This is a genomic window from Bradyrhizobium ganzhouense (genome assembly GCF_049949285.1).
Classification (GTDB): domain Bacteria; phylum Pseudomonadota; class Alphaproteobacteria; order Rhizobiales; family Xanthobacteraceae; genus Bradyrhizobium; species Bradyrhizobium ganzhouense.
Map to the genome: position 1 here is coordinate 1,102,386 of NZ_CP181318.1, position 21,956 is coordinate 1,124,341.

Annotated in this window: 18 protein-coding genes; 9 read left to right on the forward strand and 9 right to left on the reverse strand. The window is 64.0% G+C overall.

Annotation, left to right across the window (positions count from 1 at the left end; translation table 11 throughout):
* Nucleotides 1-11: 11 nt before the first annotated feature.
* The 5 genes from ACLFLU_RS05150 (at nt 12) to ACLFLU_RS05170 (ending at nt 5,130) form a co-directional block, all read left to right on the forward strand.
* Nucleotides 12-971 (forward strand): ABC transporter permease, encoded by a 960-nt coding sequence (locus tag ACLFLU_RS05150; protein WP_426411253.1) that lies wholly within the window; start codon nt 12-14, stop codon nt 969-971.
* Nucleotides 937-1,854, forward strand: coding sequence for an ABC transporter permease (locus ACLFLU_RS05155; protein ID WP_426411254.1), 918 nt, complete (start codon nt 937-939; stop codon nt 1,852-1,854). The genes ACLFLU_RS05150 and ACLFLU_RS05155 overlap by 35 nt, the downstream gene beginning before the upstream one ends.
* On the forward strand, nt 1,854-2,849 hold the full coding sequence (locus ACLFLU_RS05160; protein ID WP_426411255.1) for an ABC transporter ATP-binding protein: 996 nt from the start codon (nt 1,854-1,856) through the stop codon (nt 2,847-2,849). Before ACLFLU_RS05155 ends, ACLFLU_RS05160 begins: the two co-directional genes overlap by 1 nt.
* Nucleotides 2,846-3,814, forward strand: a complete 969-nt coding sequence (locus ACLFLU_RS05165; RefSeq protein WP_426411256.1) for an ABC transporter ATP-binding protein — start codon at nt 2,846-2,848, stop codon at nt 3,812-3,814. Before ACLFLU_RS05160 ends, ACLFLU_RS05165 begins: the two co-directional genes overlap by 4 nt.
* Nucleotides 3,815-3,879: 65 nt before the next feature.
* Nucleotides 3,880-5,130: an MFS transporter gene (locus ACLFLU_RS05170; RefSeq protein ID WP_426411257.1), complete on the forward strand. Its 1,251-nt coding sequence runs from the start codon at nt 3,880-3,882 to the stop codon at nt 5,128-5,130.
* Nucleotides 5,131-5,142: 12 nt separating this feature from the next.
* Here the strand turns inward: ACLFLU_RS05170 and ACLFLU_RS05175 are convergent, their stop codons facing one another.
* Both ACLFLU_RS05175 and ACLFLU_RS05180 read right to left on the reverse strand, forming a co-directional pair.
* Nucleotides 5,143-5,733: an HAD family hydrolase gene (locus tag ACLFLU_RS05175; RefSeq protein WP_426414226.1), complete on the reverse strand. Its 591-nt coding sequence runs from the start codon at nt 5,731-5,733 to the stop codon at nt 5,143-5,145.
* 141 nt (nt 5,734-5,874) lie between these two features.
* A complete protein-coding gene (locus ACLFLU_RS05180) occupies nt 5,875-7,107 on the reverse strand; it encodes a helix-turn-helix domain-containing protein (protein WP_426411258.1) in 1,233 nt (410 codons plus the stop codon).
* A 105-nt stretch (nt 7,108-7,212) separates the two neighbouring features.
* Between ACLFLU_RS05180 and ACLFLU_RS05185 the strand changes: the two genes are divergently transcribed.
* A complete protein-coding gene (locus tag ACLFLU_RS05185; RefSeq protein WP_426411259.1) occupies nt 7,213-10,452 on the forward strand; it encodes an autotransporter domain-containing protein in 3,240 nt (1,079 codons plus the stop codon).
* A 6-nt stretch (nt 10,453-10,458) separates the two neighbouring features.
* On the opposite strand, the gene ACLFLU_RS05190 is transcribed toward ACLFLU_RS05185, so the two are convergent.
* Together ACLFLU_RS05190 and ACLFLU_RS05195 are read right to left on the reverse strand one after the other, a co-directional pair.
* Nucleotides 10,459-10,680, reverse strand: a complete 222-nt coding sequence (locus ACLFLU_RS05190; protein WP_426411260.1) for a dodecin — start codon at nt 10,678-10,680, stop codon at nt 10,459-10,461.
* A gap of 107 nt (nt 10,681-10,787) precedes the next feature.
* Nucleotides 10,788-12,032 (reverse strand): glycosyltransferase family 87 protein, encoded by a 1,245-nt coding sequence (locus ACLFLU_RS05195; RefSeq protein ID WP_426411261.1) that lies wholly within the window; start codon nt 12,030-12,032, stop codon nt 10,788-10,790.
* A gap of 278 nt (nt 12,033-12,310) precedes the next feature.
* Between ACLFLU_RS05195 and ACLFLU_RS05200 the strand changes: the two genes are divergently transcribed.
* The 3 genes from ACLFLU_RS05200 (at nt 12,311) to ACLFLU_RS05210 (ending at nt 16,474) form a co-directional block, all read left to right on the forward strand.
* Nucleotides 12,311-13,939 (forward strand): hypothetical protein, encoded by a 1,629-nt coding sequence (locus ACLFLU_RS05200; RefSeq protein WP_426411262.1) that lies wholly within the window; start codon nt 12,311-12,313, stop codon nt 13,937-13,939.
* A 79-nt stretch (nt 13,940-14,018) separates the two neighbouring features.
* On the forward strand, nt 14,019-15,020 hold the full coding sequence (locus tag ACLFLU_RS05205; protein WP_426411263.1) for a glycoside hydrolase family 16 protein: 1,002 nt from the start codon (nt 14,019-14,021) through the stop codon (nt 15,018-15,020).
* 2 nt (nt 15,021-15,022) lie between these two features.
* Nucleotides 15,023-16,474 carry a GH1 family beta-glucosidase gene (locus ACLFLU_RS05210; protein ID WP_426411264.1) on the forward strand — a complete coding sequence of 484 codons (1,452 nt, stop codon included), beginning with the start codon at nt 15,023-15,025 and terminating at the stop codon, nt 16,472-16,474.
* Between the two features lie 9 nt (nt 16,475-16,483).
* On the opposite strand, the gene ACLFLU_RS05215 is transcribed toward ACLFLU_RS05210, so the two are convergent.
* From ACLFLU_RS05215 to ACLFLU_RS05235, 5 genes are all read right to left on the reverse strand, one after another.
* A complete protein-coding gene (locus tag ACLFLU_RS05215) occupies nt 16,484-17,041 on the reverse strand; it encodes an HNH endonuclease (RefSeq protein WP_018316280.1) in 558 nt (185 codons plus the stop codon).
* A gap of 187 nt (nt 17,042-17,228) precedes the next feature.
* Nucleotides 17,229-18,206 (reverse strand): peptidyl-alpha-hydroxyglycine alpha-amidating lyase family protein, encoded by a 978-nt coding sequence (locus ACLFLU_RS05220; protein WP_426411265.1) that lies wholly within the window; start codon nt 18,204-18,206, stop codon nt 17,229-17,231.
* 14 nt (nt 18,207-18,220) lie between these two features.
* The gene (locus tag ACLFLU_RS05225) at nt 18,221-20,014 is read right to left on the reverse strand and encodes a flavin-containing monooxygenase (protein WP_426411266.1); all 1,794 of its coding nucleotides are present in this window, start codon (nt 20,012-20,014) and stop codon (nt 18,221-18,223) included.
* Between the two features lie 78 nt (nt 20,015-20,092).
* The gene (locus ACLFLU_RS05230; RefSeq protein WP_426411267.1) at nt 20,093-21,172 is read right to left on the reverse strand and encodes a DUF2855 family protein; all 1,080 of its coding nucleotides are present in this window, start codon (nt 21,170-21,172) and stop codon (nt 20,093-20,095) included.
* A gap of 96 nt (nt 21,173-21,268) precedes the next feature.
* Nucleotides 21,269-21,916, reverse strand: coding sequence for a DNA-3-methyladenine glycosylase family protein (locus tag ACLFLU_RS05235; protein WP_426411268.1), 648 nt, complete (start codon nt 21,914-21,916; stop codon nt 21,269-21,271).
* Nucleotides 21,917-21,956 lie beyond the last annotated feature (40 nt).

Here is a 21,956-nt window from a genome sequence, read left to right on the forward strand (position 1 = left end):
ATTGTTCGCTCATGAGTCAGTACGTCCTGCGTCGTCTGATGATCGCGATTCCGAGCCTGCTCGGAATCTCGCTCGTCCTGTTCGTCGTCCTGGCGCTTGCGCCAGGCGACCCGTTCAGCGAGCTCGCCACCAACCCGAACGTGCCGCCCGAAGTGCAAGCCGCGCTTCGGGCCAGGTTCGGCCTCGACGATCCGATCTACCTCCGTTACCTGCACTGGCTCAACGCCATGCTGCATGGCGACTGGGGCTTCTCCTTCGTCAGCCGGATGAACGTCGACACGCTCATCCTGCAGCGCTTGCCGGCCACGCTCTATGTGATCGGCTCGGCGCAGATCCTGGCGCTGCTGATCGCAATTCCCGTCGGGGTTTATGCGGCGACAAAGCCCTATTCGCTGTTCGATCAGATCGCGAACACGCTCGCCTTCGTCGGCTTCTCGCTGCCGACCTTCTTCACCGGCATTCTGTTCATCCTGATCTTCTCGGTCACCTTGGATTGGCTGCCTTTCGTCTACACCACCGACATCAAGGCCACGGGCATCCATTATGTGCTCGAAATGATCCGGCAGGCGATCATGCCGGTGGCGGTGCTCGGCCTGTTCCAGGCGGCGTCGATGACGCGCTTCGTGCGCTCGGCGATGCTCGACGTGATCCGGCTCGACTACGTCACCACGGCGCGCGCCAAGGGCCTCGGGCAGGCCAAGGTCATCGTCAAGCATGTGATGCGCAACGCCATGATTCCTGTCGTTACGCTGATCGCGCTGCAGATGCCTGCGGTGTTCGGCGGCGCCATCGTCACCGAGCAGATTTTTCGCATTCCCGGCATCGGCTCGCTGCTGATCTCCTCCATTCTCTCCAATGACACCCCGGTCGTGATGGCCGTGACCTTTGTGTTCGCCTGTCTGGTGGTGCTCTTCAATCTGATCGCGGATGTGCTGTATGGCTGGCTTGACCCTCGCATCTCCCTCCGCTGAGCGGGGCGTCTACTCGCCCTGGCGCGAGACGTGGCGGCGCTTCAGCCGCCACAAGCTGGCCGTCATCAGTGCGTTCCTGCTTCTCATCCTGATCCTTGCGGTGGTGGTCGGTCCCTTCATCTGGCGGGTCAAGATCAACGACATCGACATCGTGGCGGGCATGCAAGGGCCTTCGCTCAGCCATCCCTTCGGCACCGACGATCTCGGCCAGGACATCCTTGCGCGCATGATCTATGGCGGGCGTATCTCGCTCGCGGTCGGATTGGCCGCGATGCTGGTCTCGGTGTTCATCGGCACGCTGGTCGGTGCACTCGCCGGCATGTCGCGCGGCGCGCTCGGGCATGGTTTGATGTGGCTCACCGACCTCTTTCTGTCGCTGCCGCAACTGCCGCTGCTCCTGCTGCTGATCTATCTTTTTCGCGACGGGCTGAAGCAGGTGTTCGGCCCCGAGGGCGGCATCTTCATCCTGATCGTCCTCGTGATCGGCGGCTTGCGCTGGATGCCGGTGGCGCGCCTCGTCCGTGCCCAGTTCCTGTCGATCCGCGAGAAGGAGTTCGTCGAGGCCGCGCGTGCGCTCGGTGCGAGCCCCGTGCGGCAGGTGGTGAAGCACATCCTGCCCAATGCGCTCGGTCCGGTGATCATCGCCGGCACCATCGACGTTGCCGCCGCGATCATCGCGGAATCGACGCTGTCCTTCCTCGGCCTCGGCTTTCCGCCTGATACCCCGACCTGGGGCCGGCTGCTGTACGATGCCAAGGACTTCCTCGACATCGGCCCGCACTGGGCCCTGTTCCCGGGCGGCGCGATCTTCATCGCGGTGGTCGCCATCAACTTCATCGGCGACGGTCTGCGTGATGCGCTCGATGCGCGACGGGTGATCTGATGGCGCCGCTGCTCGAGATCAAGGGTCTCAAGACCCACTTCTCCACCGACGACGGCATCCTGCAGGCCGTCGACGGCGTCGACATCACCATCAACAAGGGCGAGACGCTCTGCGTCGTCGGTGAGTCTGGCTGCGGCAAGACCGTCACCGCGATGTCGATCCTGAAGCTGATCGCGATGCCGCCGGGCCGCATTGCGGCGGGCGAGATCATTTTCGAGGGCCGCGATCTGGTGCCGCTCACAAGCAACCAGCTCGACGAGATCCGCGCCAAGGAGATCGGCTTCATCTTCCAGGAGCCGATGACCTCGCTCAATCCGGTGCTGACCGTCGGCGAGCAGATCGCCGAGAGCCTGCGCCGCCACGAGAACGTCACCAGGAAGCAGGCGCTCGATCGCACCATCGAGATGCTGAAGCTGGTGCAGATTCCCAACGCCGAAGGCCGTGTGCACAATTATCCGCACCAGTTCTCCGGGGGCATGCGCCAGCGCGTGATGATCGCGATGGCGCTGGCCTGCAAGCCCAAGCTGATCATCGCCGACGAGCCGACCACCGCGCTCGATGTCACCATCCAGGCGCAGATCCTCGACCTGCTCCAGGACATGAAGGAACGTTTCGGCATGGCGGTGATGCTGATCACCCATGCCATGGGTGTCGTCGCCGAGACGGCGCAGCGTGTCGTCGTGATGTACGCCGGCAAGGTGGTGGAGGAAGCGGATGTCGACGCTCTCTTCGTCGATCCGGGCCATCCCTACACGCAGGGCCTGATCCGCTCGATCCCGCGTATCGATCTCGACAGCACGCACAAGACGCGGCTCGAGGCGATCGGAGGCACCGTGCCGATCCTGATCAATCCGCCGGTCGGCTGCCGTTTTGCGCCGCGCTGCAAGTTTGCCATGGACGTCTGCACCGAGAAGGAGCCGCTGCTGCGCGAGATCGCGCCCGGCCATCGCATGGCCTGCCATCTCGGAGATACGCAGTTGGGAGGCGCGGCATGAGCGAACCCCTGCTCCGCGTCAGCGGCCTGAAGAAATATTTCCCCGTGCTCGGCGGCCTGTTGTCGCGCCAGGTCGGCACCGTCTACGCGGTCGACGGCGTGTCGTTCTCGGTCAATCGCGGCGAGACGCTCGGTCTCGTCGGCGAATCCGGTTGCGGCAAGTCGACGACCGGGCGCTGTGTGCTGCGCCTGATCGAGCCGACCGACGGTGAGGTCATGTTCGACGGCCAGGACGTCGGCAAGCTCGGCGGCAACGACCTGCGCGCGATGCGGCGGAACATGCAGCTCGTGTTCCAGGATCCGTTCGCCTCGCTCAATCCGCGTATGACAATCGGCTCCATCCTCGGCGAAGCCCTCATTATTCATAAGCTTGGGTCAACGGCCAAGGAGCGTGAGGATCGCGTCGCAAGCCTGCTCGTGAAGGTCGGCCTCAAGGCCGAGCACATGCGCCGCTACCCGCATGAGTTCTCCGGCGGCCAGCGCCAGCGCATTGTGATCGCGCGTGCGCTCGCGGTCGAACCGAAGCTGATCGTCTGCGACGAGCCCGTGTCCGCGCTCGACGTCTCGATCCAGGCGCAGGTCATCAACCTCCTGGAAGATCTGCAGGCCGAGCTGAACCTCACCTATCTCTTTGTCGCGCACGACCTCTCGGTGGTCGAGCACATTTCCGACCGCGTCGCGGTGATGTATCTCGGCCGCATCGTCGAGCTGGCGAAGGCGAGCGACCTCTATCGCAATCCGCAGCATCCCTACACCAAGGCGCTGCTCTCCGCCGTGCCGGTGCCAGATCCCAAGCTCAAGCGCAACCGCATCCGCCTCAAGGGCGACGTACCAAGCCCGATGAAGCCGCCGTCGGGCTGTCACTTTCACACCCGTTGCCCGATCGCCCAGCCGCGCTGCGCGGAAAGTGCGCCGGAACTGAAGGAGGGCGCAGGTAGGCATTTCGTGGCGTGCCATCTCGCCTGAGTTGCGCGGTGCATAGGTCCTTGGAGGCCTTGATCCCAAGGGACCGGCTGGCGTAGGGGGGACGCATGAGCCAGGTACAGGATGTGACTCTCGGCGCGGTTGATACGGGCCGCGCGATGGATCGCGATGCGGAAGCGCGCCGGGCGCTGTGGGGATCGGCGCTTGGCTACGCCATGGATGGGTTCGACCTCCTCATCCTCGGCTTCATGCTGTCGGCGATCTCGAAAGACCTTCATCTCACGCAGCCGCAGGCGGCCTCGCTGGTGACGGGAACGCTGGTCGGCGCGGTGGTTGGCGGCTTGGTCTTCGGCATGCTGTCGGACCGGCTTGGCCGCGTGCGGGTTCTGACCTGGAGCATCGTGCTGTTCGCGGTTTTCACCGGCCTGTGCGCGCTGGCCCAGGGTTATTGGGACCTGCTGGCCTACCGGGCCGTCGCCGGCATCGGTCTTGGCGGCGAATTCGGCATCGGCATGGCCCTGGTGGCCGAGGCCTGGCCCGCGAGCAAGCGCGCGCGGGCGACGTCCTATGTCGGGCTTGGCTGGCAGTTCGGCGTGCTCACGGCTGCGCTGGTGACGCCGGTGCTGCTGCCGATCATTGGCTGGCGCGGGATGTTTGCGCTCGGCGTGTTTCCGGCGGTCGTCGCCTACGTGATCCGGCGCAAGCTACACGAGCCGGACGTTTTCGTCGCACACAAGGCGAATGCGGCGAACGGCGGCTCGTCACTTCGCGCGCTTGTGGCCGATGCGGAGACGACCCGGATCGGCATCGGAATGATCATTCTCTGCTCGGTGCAGAATTTCGGCTATTACGGCATCATGATCTGGCTGCCGAACTATCTCTCCACGCAGTTCGGCTATGGCCTGACGCAATCGGCGGTCTGGACGGCGGTCACCATCGCCGGCATGGCGCTCGGCATCTTCCTGTTCGGTCATGCGGCGGATCGTTTCGGCCGCCGTGCGACGTTTCTGACCTACATGCTGGGCGCGGCCGTCATGGTGGTGGTCTATTCGCAACTGACGTCCGCCGGTGCTCTGCTGATTGGCGGAGCGGTGATGGGCTTCTTCGTCAACGGCATGCTCGGCGGCTACGGCGCGCTGATGAGCGAGCTTTATCCGACCGCGGCGCGCGCCACCGCGCAGAACGTGTTCTTCAACATCGGTCGGGCCGTTGCCGGCTTCGGTCCGCTGGTCGTCGGCATCGTCAGTGCCGCTTACGGCTTCCCGACCGCAATCGCAGGCCTTGCACTGCTCTACCTGATCGACATCGTGGCGTTGCTCGCGCTCATCCCCGAGCGGCGCGGTGTCGATCTTGCCTGACCTCGAATACGCTCACGGTCCGGCAAGCAGCCCGTAACCTGACAGGGCTTGCCTGAACGCTTCCACGGATGTGTGGTGATGCGCGAGGAGGCCCGCTTCCCTGGCGCCGTCAACATTGGCGGCGAGGTCGTCGACAAAGAGGACAGTCTCCGGTTTGGCCTGGAGCTCGGAAACACAGAGACGGTAGCAGATTGGATCGGGCTTGGCCGTCTTGAATTGGGCCGAGGTGTAGATTCTGCAGCCGAACAGTGGCCGCAATTCCGGCAGTAGCGTATCGATGTGATCGGCCACCAGCGTGGTATTGTTAGTCAGGACCGCAATGTCGACGGTTCTGCGCAGGTCCCCGACAATCTCCAGCATCGCGCGGTCGGCCTGCATTGAACAGCGTCGCGCCTCCACCCATTCGTCGAGCGATAGCGGATAGCCGATGCGTTCGCCGAAGCCCTGCAGATAGTCTGCGGCTTCGAGCGCGCCGGAGTCGCCCAGCAATTCGAAGCCGGTCTCCCAGATCGCCTTATGGACGAACTCACTCGTCACCCCCGCCAACTCCGCCAGACATGCGACGCGCTTCCCCCTGTCGTAATCGCAGAGGACATTGTCCATGTCGAAAAGGACAAGCTTGATCGCGTCAGTCACGGCAACACCCTTGGCTCGGTCGAAATGTTCGACCGACCCGCAGTCATATCCCGCTGGATCGTGGGCGACAAATCCGTGCGGGGGCCGAATGCTGCGATGAGCGGCAGCCTACGATTGCGACATGCGGCGGCGGGCCAGCTGGTGCAACACCGTGTCGAAGGCCGGCACCGCTCCGGTTTCGCGAAGCCAGGTGTCGGCCATCTCCCTCAGCTCGCCTGGCGTCAGGCCAAATTTGCGGCGGAAGGCGCGAATGAAGGTGGAGTCACTGCTGAACCGTATGCCGACGGCGAGGTCGATCAGACGATTGTCCTGCGCAGCCGGCGACAACAGCTGCCGGAAGGCGCGATTGAGCCGCTGCTCCCTGATGTAGTGCGCCAGCCCGCCATCCGCCTCGAACAGCCGGTAGAGGGTTGCGCGCGAGATTTGGAACTGGCGGCAGAGCGCCGCGGCGGTGAGCAGGTCGGTCTCGAGATTGTGTGCGATATAGCGTTTGATCATCGCAAGATAGAGATGCCGTTCGGCCCGCTCGACTCCGGCTGCAACATCGGCCGTGCCGCCGGCGGCGGCCGCCATGATGTCGGCGATCGCTTCGATCGTGGCCTCGGCGCCGCCGGCCTCGGGCTCCGGCGGCAGCTCGAGGGCCGCGTAATGGCTCGCGAGCAGGCGGGCGTGGGGATGCTGCGCCGGCAGCAGCGTTGCCGTCGCCGAATCCGGATGGGCCAGCCGCGGCGCCAGCATCGCCCGCGGGAGGATGATCGCCATCAGTCGGGTGCGGCCGCCCTTGTCATTCCGCAACACTGTGCGGTTCGGCTGCGCCATGTCGATCAGGCAGACGTCGCCGGGCCCCGCCGTCATCTCGCGCCGTCCGGAGCTGAACCACATCTCGCCCTCGATGCAGAGGGTGATGTGATAGTGGTCGAGGCCACCGCGCGCGATGTGCGCAGGCGTCCGGTCGTATTCGAGGTCGGTGGTGCGCGAGTCGACCAGCAACGCATTGCCGGTCATCGTTATCACGGTCGTGATATGGAAATCGTCCTCCGCGGTACGCGGAATGACGTCGCAAATGTCGGCCGTCTCCGCGCGCAACCGCGCTAGTGTGCCGGCTCCGCGCTCGCCGTCATCCGCGAGCATGCTTTCGTCCGCGACTGCTCCGTCCACACCATCCCTCGATAACACCGGCGGTGCGGACAAAGGCCGTACAGAGCGCCGACATCGACGAGCGTATCTAGCCATTCGAACAATGCGTGGCAACTGCCTGGCAATGTTGTGATGCAACTGCATCAGTCGCCCGATGAATCTGCGGCTGAGACTCTGGGCACATCGGCCCAGCAGACGCGCCATTATGGTCCGCTCCCGCAACAACGCCGAGTACAGGACGCGGGAGACCGCGAAGCCGGTGCGCATGCCCGGCGTGGAATGGGGTGCCGCATGCGGTTGGAAGTGGGAATGAAGGGCGCGAATGGTTCGAAATCGCGCCGGCGCCGGCGCACCGGGAAAACGCGGGCCTGGCGGACGCTCGCGGTCGCGGTCCTGCCGTACCTTGGCGCGACCTCGGCCAGCCGGGCGCAGATCGATAATTACGGGATCTGGACCGCAATCAACAGCACGCCCGGGCAGGCGGTTGAATTCGACACCCTGACCAACGCTCCGATCGGATCGGCGATAGCGACGGGCAAATATCCCCAGAACGCCGTGTTCTCGCCCGATGGCCGTTTCGCCTATGTCGCCGCACTCGGAAGTGGCCAGATAGATGTCATCGACGTCGTCAGCCGAACTGTCCTTGCGGCCATTCCTTCTAGTGGATCGCCCAGTGCGCTGACTCTCAGCGCGGATGGTTCGAGCCTTTACGTGACGTCCGACTCAGGCAATTCGGTCACCGTCATCTCGACTGCGACCAATCACGTGGTCGGCTCATCCATTGCGGTAGGTACGAATCCCAACGGGATTGCCGTCTCGCCGGACGGGACACGAGTCTATGTTACCAATGAAGGCTCCGCGAGCGTCTCGATCATCGATGCCGCGTCGAAAGCCGTGATAGGCACGATCGCGGTCGGAATCTCACCGTTCGGCGTCGCCGTGTCGCCTGACGGCAGCAGGATTTACGTGGCCAATCAAGGCGGCAGTTCCGTCTCGGTGATCGATGCGGCATCGCAATCGGTCGTTGCGACCGTTCCTGTCAGCGGATTTCCCTTGAGCGTTGCGGTCAGTCCCGATGGTTCACGGATCTATGTGACCAACCAGTCCAATCAGCTCATGGTCATCAATGCGACGACGAGCACCGTGATCGCAACTGTGGCTTTGCCAAGCTACAGCATCGGGGTAACCGTAACCCCCGACGGCAGCCGTGCGTACATCACGACCGGGCTTGGGTTCTATGTGCTGGATACCGCGACCAACACGATTGTAACCTCAGCATCCGTTCCCATTGTGGACAACGGCAATATCGGTAGCGCGTTTCTTGGCCCGAACGTCATCGTTGCGGCGGGCGGGGCGCTCTCGGTGGCCAGCGATGCGGCGCTCACGGCGCTGGGTTTCGGGCAATACATCAATTTCAATGGCGGCACGCTGCGGTTCACGGGCGCTTTCAACAGCGCGCGGACGATCTCGCTGCTGGCCGGCGGCGGCACGATCGACACCAACGGCTTCAATGCGACGTTGTCGGGCCAGATCATCAATACGGGATCGTTGACAAAGACTGGGCTGGGCACGCTGACGCTGACGGGCGCCAACACCTATACCGGCGGCACCTTCATCAACGGCGGCACGCTTGCCCTGAGCGGCGCCGGCACGCTGGGCGACGTCGGCGGATCGACGACCGTCAACAGCGGCGCCACGCTCGACCTGGGTGGCACGACGCAAACCCAGAGCGCGGTAGGTCTCAATGGCGGTATGATCCGCAACGGCAACCTGAACGCGCCTATCACGTCCACCGGCGGCATCCTCGACGGCATCGGCGGCACCGCGAGCCTAACGACGACCGCCGGCCTGACGATGCTCCTGGGCACCAACGGCTACACCGGTGCGACCACCGTGAGCGGTGGCGTGCTGGACGTCGAGGGAACGATCACCGGCACTTCGGCGGTGACGGTGAATTCCGGCGGTGTGCTGATGGGGGCCGGCACCATCGATCCGCCGGCGGTGGCGATTGCCAGCGGTGGCACATTCGCACCCGGCAACGGCACGGCCGGCAGCGCGACAAGCATCATCGGCAATCTCAACTTGCAAGCGGGCGCCATCTATCAAGTCCAAGTCAATCCGTCGACGGCGTCCTATGCGAACATCACGGGGAGCGCGACGCTCGGCGGTGCCACCGTCAACGCGGTGTTCGCGGCCGGCAGCTACATCGAGAAGAGGTACAAGATCCTCAGCGCGAACGGCGGCATCTCCGGCACCTTTGCCTCGCCGGTTGCGAGCCGCAATCTGCCGGCGAACTTCAAGACCGATCTCGGCTACGACGCAAACGACGTCTATCTCAATCTGTCCCTTGCCTTCGTCCCGCCCTCGAATTCCGGTCTGAACGGCAATCAGCAGGCAGTGGCGAACACGCTGGTCAATTACTTCAACGTCAATGGCGGCATCCCGCTGGTCTATGGCGGCATGACGGCACCTGGCCTGACCCAGGCTTCCGGCGAGCCGGGGACGTCCTCACAGCAGACCACGTTCAACGCCATGAGCCAGTTCATGGGCCTGCTCACCGATCCCCTCGCGCAGCGGGACGGCGCTTCGGCGAGCGGCGCGACCGGTTTTGCCGAAGAGGATCAGTCAGGCGCCTACGCGGCACGCAAGCGCACCGATGCATTTGCCATGGTCACCAAGGCGCCGCCGCAGATGTTCGCGCAGCGCTGGAGCGTGTGGGCTGCGGGCTTTGGCGGTTCGCAATCGACTGATGGCAGCGCGGTTGTCGGCTCGAACGACACGACGAGCCGCATTGCGGGCACGGCGGTTGGCGCGGACTATCTGCTCTCGCCCAACACGCTACTTGGCTTCGCGCTCGCCGGCGGCGGCACGAGCTTTGGCGTGAACAGTCTCGGCTCCGGCCGCTCCGACCTGTTCCAGGCCGGCGCGTATCTGCGTCACACCAATGGACCGGCATACATCTCCGCAGCGCTGGCCTATGGCTGGCAGGACATCACCACCGATCGTACCGTCACCATCGCCGGTGCTGACCGACTGCGCGCCGAGTTCGACGCCAATGCCTATTCCGGTCGGCTCGAAGGCGGCTATCGCTTCGTCGCGCCCTGGATCGGTGGCATCGGCCTGACGCCCTATGGCGCCGCGCAATTCACGACATTCAATTTGCCGGCCTATGCCGAGCAGGTCGTCTCCGGCTCATCGGCATTTGTCCTGAGCTACGCCGCCAAGAGCGTCACAGATACCCGCAGCGAGCTCGGCCTCCGCACCGACAAATCGTTCGCGGTTCAGGACGGTGTGATGATCCTGCGCGGCCGCGCCGCCTGGGCGCACGACTTCAATCCGGATCGCTCGGTCGCGGCGACCTTCCAGGCGCTGCCCGGCGCAAGCTTCGTCGTCAACGGTGCTGCGCAGGCGCGCGACTCCGCGCTCACCTCCGCATCGTTGGAGATGAAATGGCTGAACGGCTGGTCGGCGGCGGCGACCTTCGAAGGTGAGTTCTCAGACGTCACCCGCAGCTATGCCGGGAAGGGTAGCGTACGCTTCGCCTGGTGAGGAGCCTCACCCATCGAGCGTGAATCCGACGCGCAGCGTCACCTGGTAGTGGCGCACGGCGCCGTTCTCGATGTGGCCGCGTGTCTGCACCACCTCGAACCATTTCATCTCCCTCACGGTCTTGGACGCGCGGCTGACCGCGTTCTTGATCGCGTCGTCGATCGAGGTCTCGGACGATCCGACCAGTTCTAGGATCTTGTAGACATGATCCTTCTCGGCTGCGGGCATGGTGGGCCTCCCCTGGTTCTACTGCGCCACGCGCCTCGGCGTGGCCTTTCAACTGAACGGGCAGCCTGCCTTTCCGGTTCCGTCGTCCGCGATGACCCGCGTGCGGGCTATTCGAGCGCGCGTGCCGGTGCGCCGAGTTCGGCAGCGGTAACCGGCTGCGCATCGCGCCACATCATCCGCAGCAGCATCGCCAGCAGGACCATCAGCGCGGCACCGGCGATCGCCGGCTTGAAGTGCTCGTCGAAGCTGGAGGTGAGGCTCGTCGATTGCAGCAAGCCGTAAGCGCCGGCCAGCATCATGAGGGCGTACATCATGCTGCGCTCGCGCGGGCCCGCCACTTTGGGAAGATAGGGAAGGACCAGTGCCAGGCCGATTCCGGCGATAGGCAAGTCGTAGTCATAGGCGTAAGGACTGATCATCACCGAGACCAGCGCGGCGACGCCGAGCGTGAACGAAGGAGGCATCCGCCGAACGATGCCAAGTGCGACGGCAACGAGCGCAAGGCCGGCCATGGCGACCTGGCCCCAGAATGCGCCACTTGCCGGGACGCCGGAATTGTACAGTGCCGCGTAGCTGGAGATCATGCGAAACAGGGGGTACGAGCCCTGCTCCAGAAAGCTCGCCGACTCCCTGATCGCACCGAGCCAGGCGAGCCAGATCTGCGGCCCGAACGCGAACGTGCATGCAAGCGAGCTCGCGAGCACGATCGCCGCTGCGACCGCGATCGTCACCCACTGCCGTGTCGCAAGCAGATAGAAGCTGATTGCGACGGCGAGATGCGGCTTGATGACCATGGCACCGAGCGCGAAGCCCGCGAGCACCTGGCGCCGCTCGGCATGGGCACAGACGAGCCCGATCAGCGCGCCTGTGAGCAATCCATTTTGCCCGCAGCCGATCGTGATTGCTATCGCCGGAAACAGGATGACGAGGACCTGTGCAAAGTACTCTCCCGCGAGCTTGCGCAGCGTTATCAAGTAAGCCGCGAGCGTGGTGCCGGTGAACAATGCGTAGGCTGCCCAGGTCGGCAGGAAGGCGAGCGGGGCGAGCAGCAGGTCGAACTGGGGCGGGTACGTCCAGGGCATGAAGCCGGTCGCGCCGCCCGACAGGCTCGCCTGCATCTTCATGAACGCCGCGAACTGGTAGGTCAGGTCGAGATCGCCGAGCCAGATCCGCTGTGCGACGAGATGAAACGCCGCGAAATCGGGCACCTGCTTGTCGTGCCAGAAACCCCACCGGATAAACCAGTAGATCTTGAGCGCAAGGATTGCCGCCAGTGCCGCAACGACGACGCGCACATAGAGCGTGCGCTTCGACGGCGACGATCGAACGGACTCCAGCGTTTCGGCAAGCATGGGGATGAAGCGACCTGGCCCAAATGTGATGGTGGATCGAAGACCGCGACGTGCCACGGAACTTGCGGCTGAGCTTGCCGGCTCTGGCTTAACGGACGGTAACGGACCGTTCACGGTTCCCCGGATTCGTGACGAGCAGGGAACTGGGGCCCGCGACGCTCATCGTCGTTAACGAAATGCTGACGTAACGAGCCGGCTACAGCCTGGCCGAAATGCGGGATTAAGCTCTTGATCGTATCGGATGCGATGGGGTCCGCTTGGCCCGGGGGGAGCGTTTTGTGACTATTGCCGTGAATCATTGCGAACGTCTGGACCGGTCAGGTCAGCAGTCGTCTGTGACGTCCGGCGCGGGCGGGTGGACCCGCCCTTCGACCGTCGCCGTGCTGCTTTTGTCGGTGCTGTTCGCGGCGGAACTCGCCGCAATGGTGGCGCTGAGCGACTTCAGGGTCGTCTTCGCTCTGGACGACGCCTACATCCATCTTGCGGTTGCCGACCAGATTCTCTCCGGCGGATATGGGGTCAACGCCGGCGAATTTTCATCGCCAAGCTCCTCGATCATCTGGCCTTATGTTCTCGCGTTGACCGAGGCCATGCATCTCGGTCCGTTCGGCCCGCTGCTGGTTAACGCCGCCGCGGCATGTGCGACAGTGTTTGCGCTTCTGCGTGCACTGGAAGCGAACGGGTTGTTCGACGACGCCAATGATCGCCCGTTCGGCTATCTGATCGCATTGCTGCTGATCTTTAACGTTAGCGCCGTCGCGCTGCCGATGACCGGCATGGAGCACAGCGCTCACGTGTGGGCCTCCGTCGCGACCTTTCTCGGTCTCGCCGCGGCGGCGCGCGGATCCGCGCCGACGCGGCTGCACTTCATCGCGCTGGTGCTACTTCCCCTGATCCGGTTCGAAGGTATTGCCTTTGCCTGTGCGGCCATTGCCGGCTTCGTGCTGCTCGGCCACCGGCGCTTTGCTGGCGGCGCCGCGCTGGTCGTTATCGTCAGCTTGTCCGGCTATTTTGCATTGATGGCCTCGCGCGGCCTGCCGCTGCTGCCGAGTTCGGTGCTGCTGAAGGGCTATCTTGCAAATCTCGATGGCGAATCCACGAGCAATCTGCCTGCCATTGTCCAGAACATGCTGCGGAGCATCGCCACGTCCTATGGCTTGCGGCTCATCATGCTTGGTCTTGCCCTTGCCGGCTGCGCCTCCTCGCTGCGCGCCGATCGCAAGGCGTTGATCGTCTGTCTGACCGTTCTCGCGGCCATCGGTGCTCATCTGGTGTTCGGCCAGTATGGCTGGTTCAACCGCTATGAAGTCTACATTATGGCCCTCGCGGCGGCTGCGTTACTTTGGAGCGCCGCGCAATTCAGGCCGCGTCTGCCTGCGTTGCAATGGTCGCTCGCGAAGATCGCGCTGGTGCTTGGGCTCGGCATTGCAGCTATGCCCTATGTGACGACCGCGCTGGTCACGCCGATCGCTGCCAGCGATATCTATGAGCAGCAATACCAGCTGGCTCGCTTCGCCAAATCGTTCTACCGGCATGCGGTTGGGGTCAACGATCTTGGCATGGTCGCCTACCGCAATCCCAACTACACGCTCGATCTCTGGGGTCTTGGCTCGGAACAGGTGCGGAAGGCAAGGACCGCGGGGCAGTATGGACCTGCGGAAATGGCAGCACTTGCCAGCGATCACGGCGTCGGCGTGGTGATGATCTACGACGTCTGGTTTCCGAAAGGTGCGCCGTCGACCTGGACCAAGGTCGCCGTGCTGCGAACAACGACCGTGACCCTGTCGCAACGAGACGTCGCCTTCTACCGCACACCAATGGCCGACGCGGCGGAGGTGACTTCAGCGCTCGAGGCATTCAAAGCGACTATTCCGCCGCGGGACAGGCTGGACATCATCGCGCCGTAACCCCGTCGCATCGCTCTTGCCCGGTCGAAGAGGGGCGCGTTATCCTCGCCTCGTTTCCTGGCATGTGCGATGTGCGGTGATGATCGACCGTTGGACGAGGAGCGCTTTGCTCGCGATCGGCTTGCTCGTGGCCTCAGTGCCGGGCGTCGCGCAGGACGACGTCGCCGGCGCGCCAGTCGTCATCTCGCTGCAAGTGACGACCGATCCGTCCACGATCGAGTGCCGCAAGCTCGAGACGGTCAATCCGGCGACGCTGATCTTCCTGCCGCTGCGGCGGACCTTTAACGACGATTTCGACGAGCATCCGCTGTCGAAAGGGCGCTGGGTGCCGCATTACGCGGGTGGCGCGGCCTGGCCCGATGCGCGCTACTGGGGCGGCGACGGTTCCGATTTCAAGCGCAAGACCAGCGCCAATGGCGAGCAGCAGATCTATGTTGATCCGCGTTATGCCGGCCGCGCCACAGAACCGCTCGGGCTCGATCCGTTCAGGGTAAAGAACGGTGTGCTGTCGATCGTCGCAAGCCGCACGCCGCCGGATCTGAAGCCCGTGCTGTTCAACAACGAATACATCTCGGGCATCCTGACCACGCAGGGCACTTTTGCGCAAAAGCACGGATATTTCGAGATCCGCGCCAAGATCCCGGTCGGCCATGCGGTGTGGCCGGCGTTCTGGATGCTGGCGGACGACGGCGGCTGGCCACCGGAGGTCGACGTGCTGGAAGGCCGCGGCGAGCGGCCGGGCGACATGGTGATGACGACTCATTGGCGGATTCCGTCGACGCAGAAGATCCAGTCCTGCGGCTTCGATTTTGCGGTGGGCGACGCCTCGACCACATTTCACAACTACGGTGTGCTGTGGGAAGAGGATCGGCTGGTCTATTTCATCGACCGCCGGCCGGTCTCCGACATCAAGGTGCCGATTGGATTCGACGATCCCATGTACATGATCGTCAATCTCGCGATTGGCTCGAAATTCTTTCCCGGAGTCAGTCCGGTCAATGCGGAGACGCCGCCGACCGTGGCGTTCGAGATCGACCGGATCTCCGCCTATCAGATCGACATGGGGCAGGCGCAGAGGTGACGATGTCCGCTTCCTTCTCGCGTCGCTCCTTTGCCAGGCTTGCCGGCCTCGCTGCGCTTGGCCTAGCGACGCGCGCCGGCGCTGCCGGGAGCGAGCCGCCTGCGCCCGCACCTTTCCCAAAGGATTTTTTGTGGGGCACGGCGACGTCGTCCTACCAGATAGAGGGTGCCGTCGACGAGGACGGCCGCGGCAAGTCGATCTGGGATATCTTCAGCCATACGCCCGGCAAGATCGAGGACGGCACCACCGGCGACCGCGCCAACGAGCATTATCATCGTTACAAGAATGACGTTCGGCTGATCAGGGAGCTCGGCGTCAAGGCCTACCGTTTTTCGATCGCATGGCCGCGGGTGTTTCCGGACGGAACGGGGCAGCCCAATCCAAAAGGGCTCGACTTCTACAACCGCCTCGTCGATGAGCTGCTCGCGAACGGCATCGAACCTTATGCGACGCTCTATCATTGGGACCTGCCGCAGGCCCTTCAGGACCGTGTCGGTGGCTGGCAGTCGAGCGACACCTCAAAAGCCTTTGCCGATTACGCCGCCTATGTTGCCCAGCGTCTGACCGATCGCGTCAAGAACATCTTCACCGTCAACGAGGTCGGCCGCTTCGTGAATTTCGGCTATGGCTGGGGCATCGACGCGCCCGGCCTCAAGCTGCCGACAGCGCAGCTGAACCAGGCCCGCCATCACGTTGCGCTGGCGCATGGGCTCGCCGTGCAGGCAATCCGCGCGTCCGGGCGCCCCGGCACGCGCGTCGGCGCGGCCGAGAACATCGCGGCCTGTGTGCCGGCGATCGCGACGCCGGAGAACATCCGCGCCGCCGAGATCGCGACACGCGAGCTCAATGCCGGCTTCCTCGGCGTCGTGCTGGAGGGAAAATACACCGACGGCTTCCTCGCCTATGCCGGTGCGGATGCGCCGAAATTCACGGCCGAGGAACTGAAGATCATCGGCGCGCCGAATGATTTCGTCGGGCTCAACATCTATGCGCCGCAGTTTTACGTCACGGCGTCCGACCACGCGCCGGGCTTCAAGGTGCTGCCGTTTCCAACCTCGTTCCCGCACATGAATTCGGAATGGTTGCGGGTCGGCCCCGAGGTGATGTACTGGGCGCCGCGCATCGCCGCAAAAATCTGGAATATCGAGAACGTCTATATCAGCGAGAACGGCACTTCGTCGGAGGACAGGATTGCCGCCGATGGCCAGGTTTACGATCTCGACCGCATCATGTTCCTGCGCAACTACCTGACCCAGATGCAGCGCGCCATCGCCGAAGGCGTGCCGATCCGCGCCTATTTCCTGTGGAGCCTGATGGACAATTTCGAGTGGATTTTTGGCTACGGCAAACGCTTCGGTCTCTATCGGGTCGACTTCGAGACGCAGGCGAGGGTGCCGAAATTGAGCGCGGCGTTCTATCGGGATGTGATCGCACGCAACGCGATCGGGGTATGAAGCCGTCCGCTACGGATCCAGCTCCGTATCCCAGTAGAGATAATCCAGCCAGCTATCGTGCAGATAGTTCGGCGGAAACAGGCGGCCGTTGCGGTGGAGCTGGTGCACGGTCGGCGCGAAGGCGTGCTGGCGCGGAAACATCTTGGCCTGCACCGGCGTGAGGTTGCCTTTGCGCAGATTACAGGGTGAGCAGGCCGCGACCACGTTTTCCCAGGTGGTCTGGCCGCCTTTGCTGCGCGGGATGATGTGATCGAATGTGAGGTCTTCGGGCGAGCCGCAATATTGGCAGGCGAAACGATCGCGCAGGAAGACGTTGAACCGGGTGAAGGCGGGATGCGTGGTCGGCTTGACGAAGGATTTGAGCGAGACCACGCTCGGCAGCTGCATTTGCAGCGTGGGACTATGAACCGCCTGATCGTAATGCGCTACGATATTGACGCGGTCGAGGAACACCGCCTTGATCGCGTCCTGCCACGACCACAGAGACAGTGGGTAGTAACTCAGCGGCCGGAAGTCCGCGTTCAGGACCAGCACCGGCCAACTGCCTTGCGAGACATGTGCGTTCAAGTAACGCTCCTGGCCTCCAATATACGCTGCGAAGCAGCATGTACTGACATACTACATGCAGCGTGACGGGATTGTGAAGCCCGTTGAGCGACTTATTCAGGCGCAAGCAATACGGCGGCGGGGTGGCAAACGCTCAAAAACGCCGCGATTTGGGAGCTCGAAGCGGGGAGGGGGCCCTGCCGCGCAATTACCCCCGCACCCGCTCCAGCTTCTGCAGACACCGCGTCGCGCGCACCACGGCCGGCATCTCCTCGTCCGGAAAGCTCGTCTTCCAGTCGGTGACGCCGACTTCGCCGACATAGATGTCGCCCTTCGAATCCAGCGCGATGCCGTGTGGTGCCAGAAACTTTCCGCTGGCGACACCCGGGCCTTCCTCGCCGCCGAGCCGCGCGATGCGCTTTCCTGTGGCGTCCACGATCGACAGGCGCGGGCCGAGATTGGGCACCTTGCGGTTGACGGCTAGGCCGGGGCCGAGCTCGCCGATGACGAAGGTCGGGCTCTTGCCGCCGCCGCAACAGCACAGCGCGCAGGGGCGATGCAGATTGTTCCACTGCGTCTCATATTTGCCCTCGCCGTTGAACACCTGCACGCGATGGTTCTCGCGGTCGGCGACATAGACCCAGCCGTCGGCGTCGGTGGCGATATTGTGCACGATGTTGAACTGGCCGGGATCGGTGCCAGGCTCGCCCCAGCTTTTGATCAGCTTGCCGTCAGGCGTGTACTTGTGCACCCGCGCATTGCCATAGCCGTCTGAGACATAGATCTCGCCCTTTGGCGACAGCGCGGTGTGGGTGCAGCGGTGGAACGGCTCGCCGCTCATGAACGGGGTCGGCTTTGCGGGGATGCCGATCGTCAGCAGCACCTTGCCGTCGGTGGTACATTTGCGCACGGTGTGGTCGCCGTCATCGGTGCAGTAGAGATTGTCATCGGCATCGATGTGCAGGCCGTGGGCGCGGGAGAACAGGCCTTCGCCAAAACTGCGCAGGAAATTGCCTTCGCGGTCGAGCACCACCATCGGATGGGCGCCGCGGTTGAAGACGTAGATGCGGTCCTGGCTATCGACCGCGACCGAGGCGACGTCGGTCAGTTGCCAGCCGTTAGGCAGTTTTGCGAAATTGTCGACGACGCGGTAGCGGTGTTCGCCGGCACCGAGAATGGCTGGCATGTGGGGTTCCCTCTTCAGTTGCCTCTGTCGTGCTCGTTTGCAGCCGCGGCCCGTGGCAAAATCCCTTCCTCGATCGCCTTGATCTGCAGCGCCAGGAATTTCGAGTTGATCCGGCACTGCGCGAGGCTGCCGGCGATGAACCACAAGCCGGGCTGCCCGGTGCGCGCATACATGTTGCGCAGCTCGAGACCGTCGCCAAAGCCCCAGACCGGGCCGACGCGGTCGGCGACGTCGTCGCCGAACAGCTTTCGCACCAGGTATTCCTGCGGCTTGTAGCCGGTCGAGAGCACGATGAGGTCGGCGGCGATGCTCGTGCCATCCTTCATCTGCGCGCCGTCGGCCGTGAAGCTCTCGATATCGTCGAACTGCTTCAGCTTGATCGCGCCTTCGACGATCAGGTTGGAGCAGCCGACGTTGAAATAATAGCCGCCGCCGCGGGTGAGATACTTGAACTGCCAGCCGGTGCCGGCCTCGCCGAAATCGAGCTTGAAGCCGACGCGGCGAAGGCCGTCGAGCAGCTCCTTGTCGAGCTCCTTCGATTGCTCCGTCAGCATCACATGGGTCTTCTTCGCCAGCGGCGTCGGCATCGAGGTCGCGATCAGATCGTTGTCCTCGAGCGTACCCTCATTGTAGGTCGCGTAAGCCAGCTGCGCCGACGGCTCGATATTGGTGACCAGTGTCGGCGAGCGCTGCACCAGCGTCACCGCGGCGCCGCTGGAATAGAGATCCTGCGCAATGTCGTGGCCGCTGTTGCCTGTGCCGATGACGATGGCGCGCTTGCCCCGCCAGTTCTCGCCGTCCTCGTAGCGGCTGGAATGCAATAGCGTGCCCTTGAAACGATCGAGGGTCGGAATGTTAGGCACATTGGCAATGCCGCTGACGCCGGTCCCCATCACCACATGGCGCGGATGCATGGTGCGCTTGCTGCCGTCGGCGCGGCGCAGCGTCACCGTCCAGTGACCCTTGGTTTCGTCATAGGTACCGCCTTCGAACTCAGTGCCGGTCCAGAAGTTCAGCTCCATCGCGTCGACATAGGCTTCGAACCAGTTCGCGAGCTTGTCCTTGGGGATGTAGGTCGGCCAGTTCGGCGGGAACGGCATGTAGGGCATGTGATTGACCTGCACCTGGTTGTGCAGGGTGAGCGCGTGATAGCGCTTGCGCCAATTGTCGCCGATCCGCGTCTCGCGGTCGACGACCAGCGTGTCGACCTGCAACTGCTTCAGCCGTGCCGCGATCGCAAGGCCGGCCTGGCCGCCGCCGACCACCAGCACGGCAGGATCGCGATCCGAATAATCGCGCGAGGCGTTGCGCAGGTCGAGCCAGTTCGGCCCGCGGAAGTCACGCGAATAGGCCTGTCCACGCGGGCGCGACGTGCCGAGCGGTTCCTCGAAACCTTTGAGCTCGTCAAGCGCAGTCAGCAGCGTCCACGCCTTCAGACGATCGCCGTCGGCGGTATCGGGCACGAGCCGCACGATGCCGCTGCCGCGGCCGGGCGCGGTCTCGAAACTGAAGATGGCCTCGATAGTGTTGGTGCCGGCACGCGTCACCCAACGCGGCGCTGCGCGGTTCGGGGCGATCTTGAAATTGGTCGGCGCTACCTCGGGCGCGAGCGCAGTCAGGGCTTGCGCAACTTCGTCGCGGCCCGCAAGCGTCTGCAGGTTCCAGCTCAGAGCCAGCACATCGCGCCAGAAACTGTCGGCGAGGAAAAGCCGGTTGAGCGCTGCGCCATCAGGCTTGCCAAGCGCGCGGTCGAATTCATCGAGCCAGGCCTGCGCGGAGACGGCGATATCCTTCGTGCGATCCAGCATGCGCGACCTCGTGGCCGTCTTCGCGGCGTTTCCTCTGAGGTCGAACGCTATACTGGATCAGGCTACGTCAAAAGCGCTTTACCCGAGCAACGAGAGCATATGGCCCTGCTCAGGCGGAATGCGCCCTTTCAGCGTGTCGAGGTAGACCCGCTGCGCCGCCTCGGGCCCGCGGCTCTCGACGACGCTCAGGCATCGCTCCAGCATCGGTGCAAAACCGGACCACGCCGCGCCAAAGCGCTGCTCGATGCCGCCAGGACCCCAATCCTTCGCCCGCTTGCGGATCTGGTCGGGGGCGAAGAACCAGCGCGGCTTTGCGCCGGGCAGCGCGGCTTCGTCGGCATCGGTGGCGCGATGCGTCAAACCGACGCGCATCGAGCACTTCATCTGGTCGCCGAAGTGTTGATGCAGCCCGGCGCGCAGCGCACTGTTGCCGGCCATGTCGACGAAGGCGACCGGCGCATCCGCCGGCAGCGTCGTCACGCGATCATAGGTGACGACCTCGTCATAGCAGCCGAGCGAGGTGACGAAGCCGGTGTTGCCGGCCGATGTCAGTCCGATCACCTTGCGCCCGCGCGTATGCAGGAGATGGCCGAGCCCGAACGCAGTCTTGCTCGATGCGCTCGAGAGCAGCACGGTGCGCGCGCCGAAATCGTCGTTTTCAGTCAGGAAGTCGTCGACCAGGAACGACAGCATGAACAACGGCCGCAGCAGCGCCTGGTAGTCGCCCTGCCGCCCAGCGTAAGCGGGATCGCCGCCGACGCGCGCATAGGCATTGTAGACCGGCGCGACGCCCTGCCGGTGCGCGGCGCCGTCGCGCAGGCCGCGCTTGCTGACATCAGTTGCCTCGATCACGAGATGCGTGGCCATCGGGAAATAGCCGAACAGGCGCTCGCCCACCGGCACGTTCGGATGTGTCGAGGCGATCACATCGCCAAAGCCCCACACCGGAATGTTGCCGAAGCCCTGCGGCGCTGGGAATAGCTGCCAGTATTTCAGCTCGTCGCCGAGCACCGCGTAGGTGATGTTGTTGGCGGTGAAGGCGAAGCGATCAACCTTCACTAGCAGCGCATCTTGCGGCAACGCCTCGGGCAGCGCGGTTGTGATCGTCTTGCACGTCTCAAAATCGTCTCGCGCAACGATGAAGTCGGTGGCTGTCATGATGTCAGATCCCGGCTTGTGTCTGTGCCGGCATCTCATCGATCACGCGCGTACTGTTTGCAACAGCAACATAGTTTTAAACGCTGTTCGGCGGTGTCAGGCGGTGAGCACGCCCTCGCGCTTCTTCATCGCGCGATAATAGCTCCACCACAGATGGGCCGCCGCGCCGCGTAGAGGACGCCAGGGTTCGGCCAGCGGCGCCATCTGCTTTTCCGTCGGCCGTGCCTGAAGGCCGAGGCCAATCTTGATGCCCTCCTGCACGGCGAGATCGCCGGCCGGCCAGGCATCGCCATGGCCGAGACAAAACAAGAGATAGACGTCGGCCGTCCACGGCCCGATGCCGGGCAGCGCGACCAGCGTGTGATGCGCGGCATCCGCGTCTTCCTCCGCGAGCACGTCGAGATTCAGCCGCTCCGCGATGATCTCGCGCGAAAGATGTTTCAGCGTCTTGATCTTGGCGGCGGACAGGCCGAGGCGGCCCAGCCGGTCGGTGCGGGCGCGCCGCACCGCCTCATGGTCGAACGGATCGAAGGCGGCGCACAGCCGTCCCCAGATCGCCGCGGCGCTCGCGGTGGAGAGCTGCTGTCCGCAGACGATATGGGCAAGCCCGGTAAAACCCGGCTCGCGCCGCCGCAACGCCGGCATGCCGGCGACCTCAAATACGGGTTTGAGCCGCGGATCGCGCTTGATCAGCGTATGGACGGCTTCTTCGAGGTCGGACTGGGTTTCGAGGTGGATGGTCATGATGGCTCTACTTGTCATGCACAGGCTTGACCCGCGCATC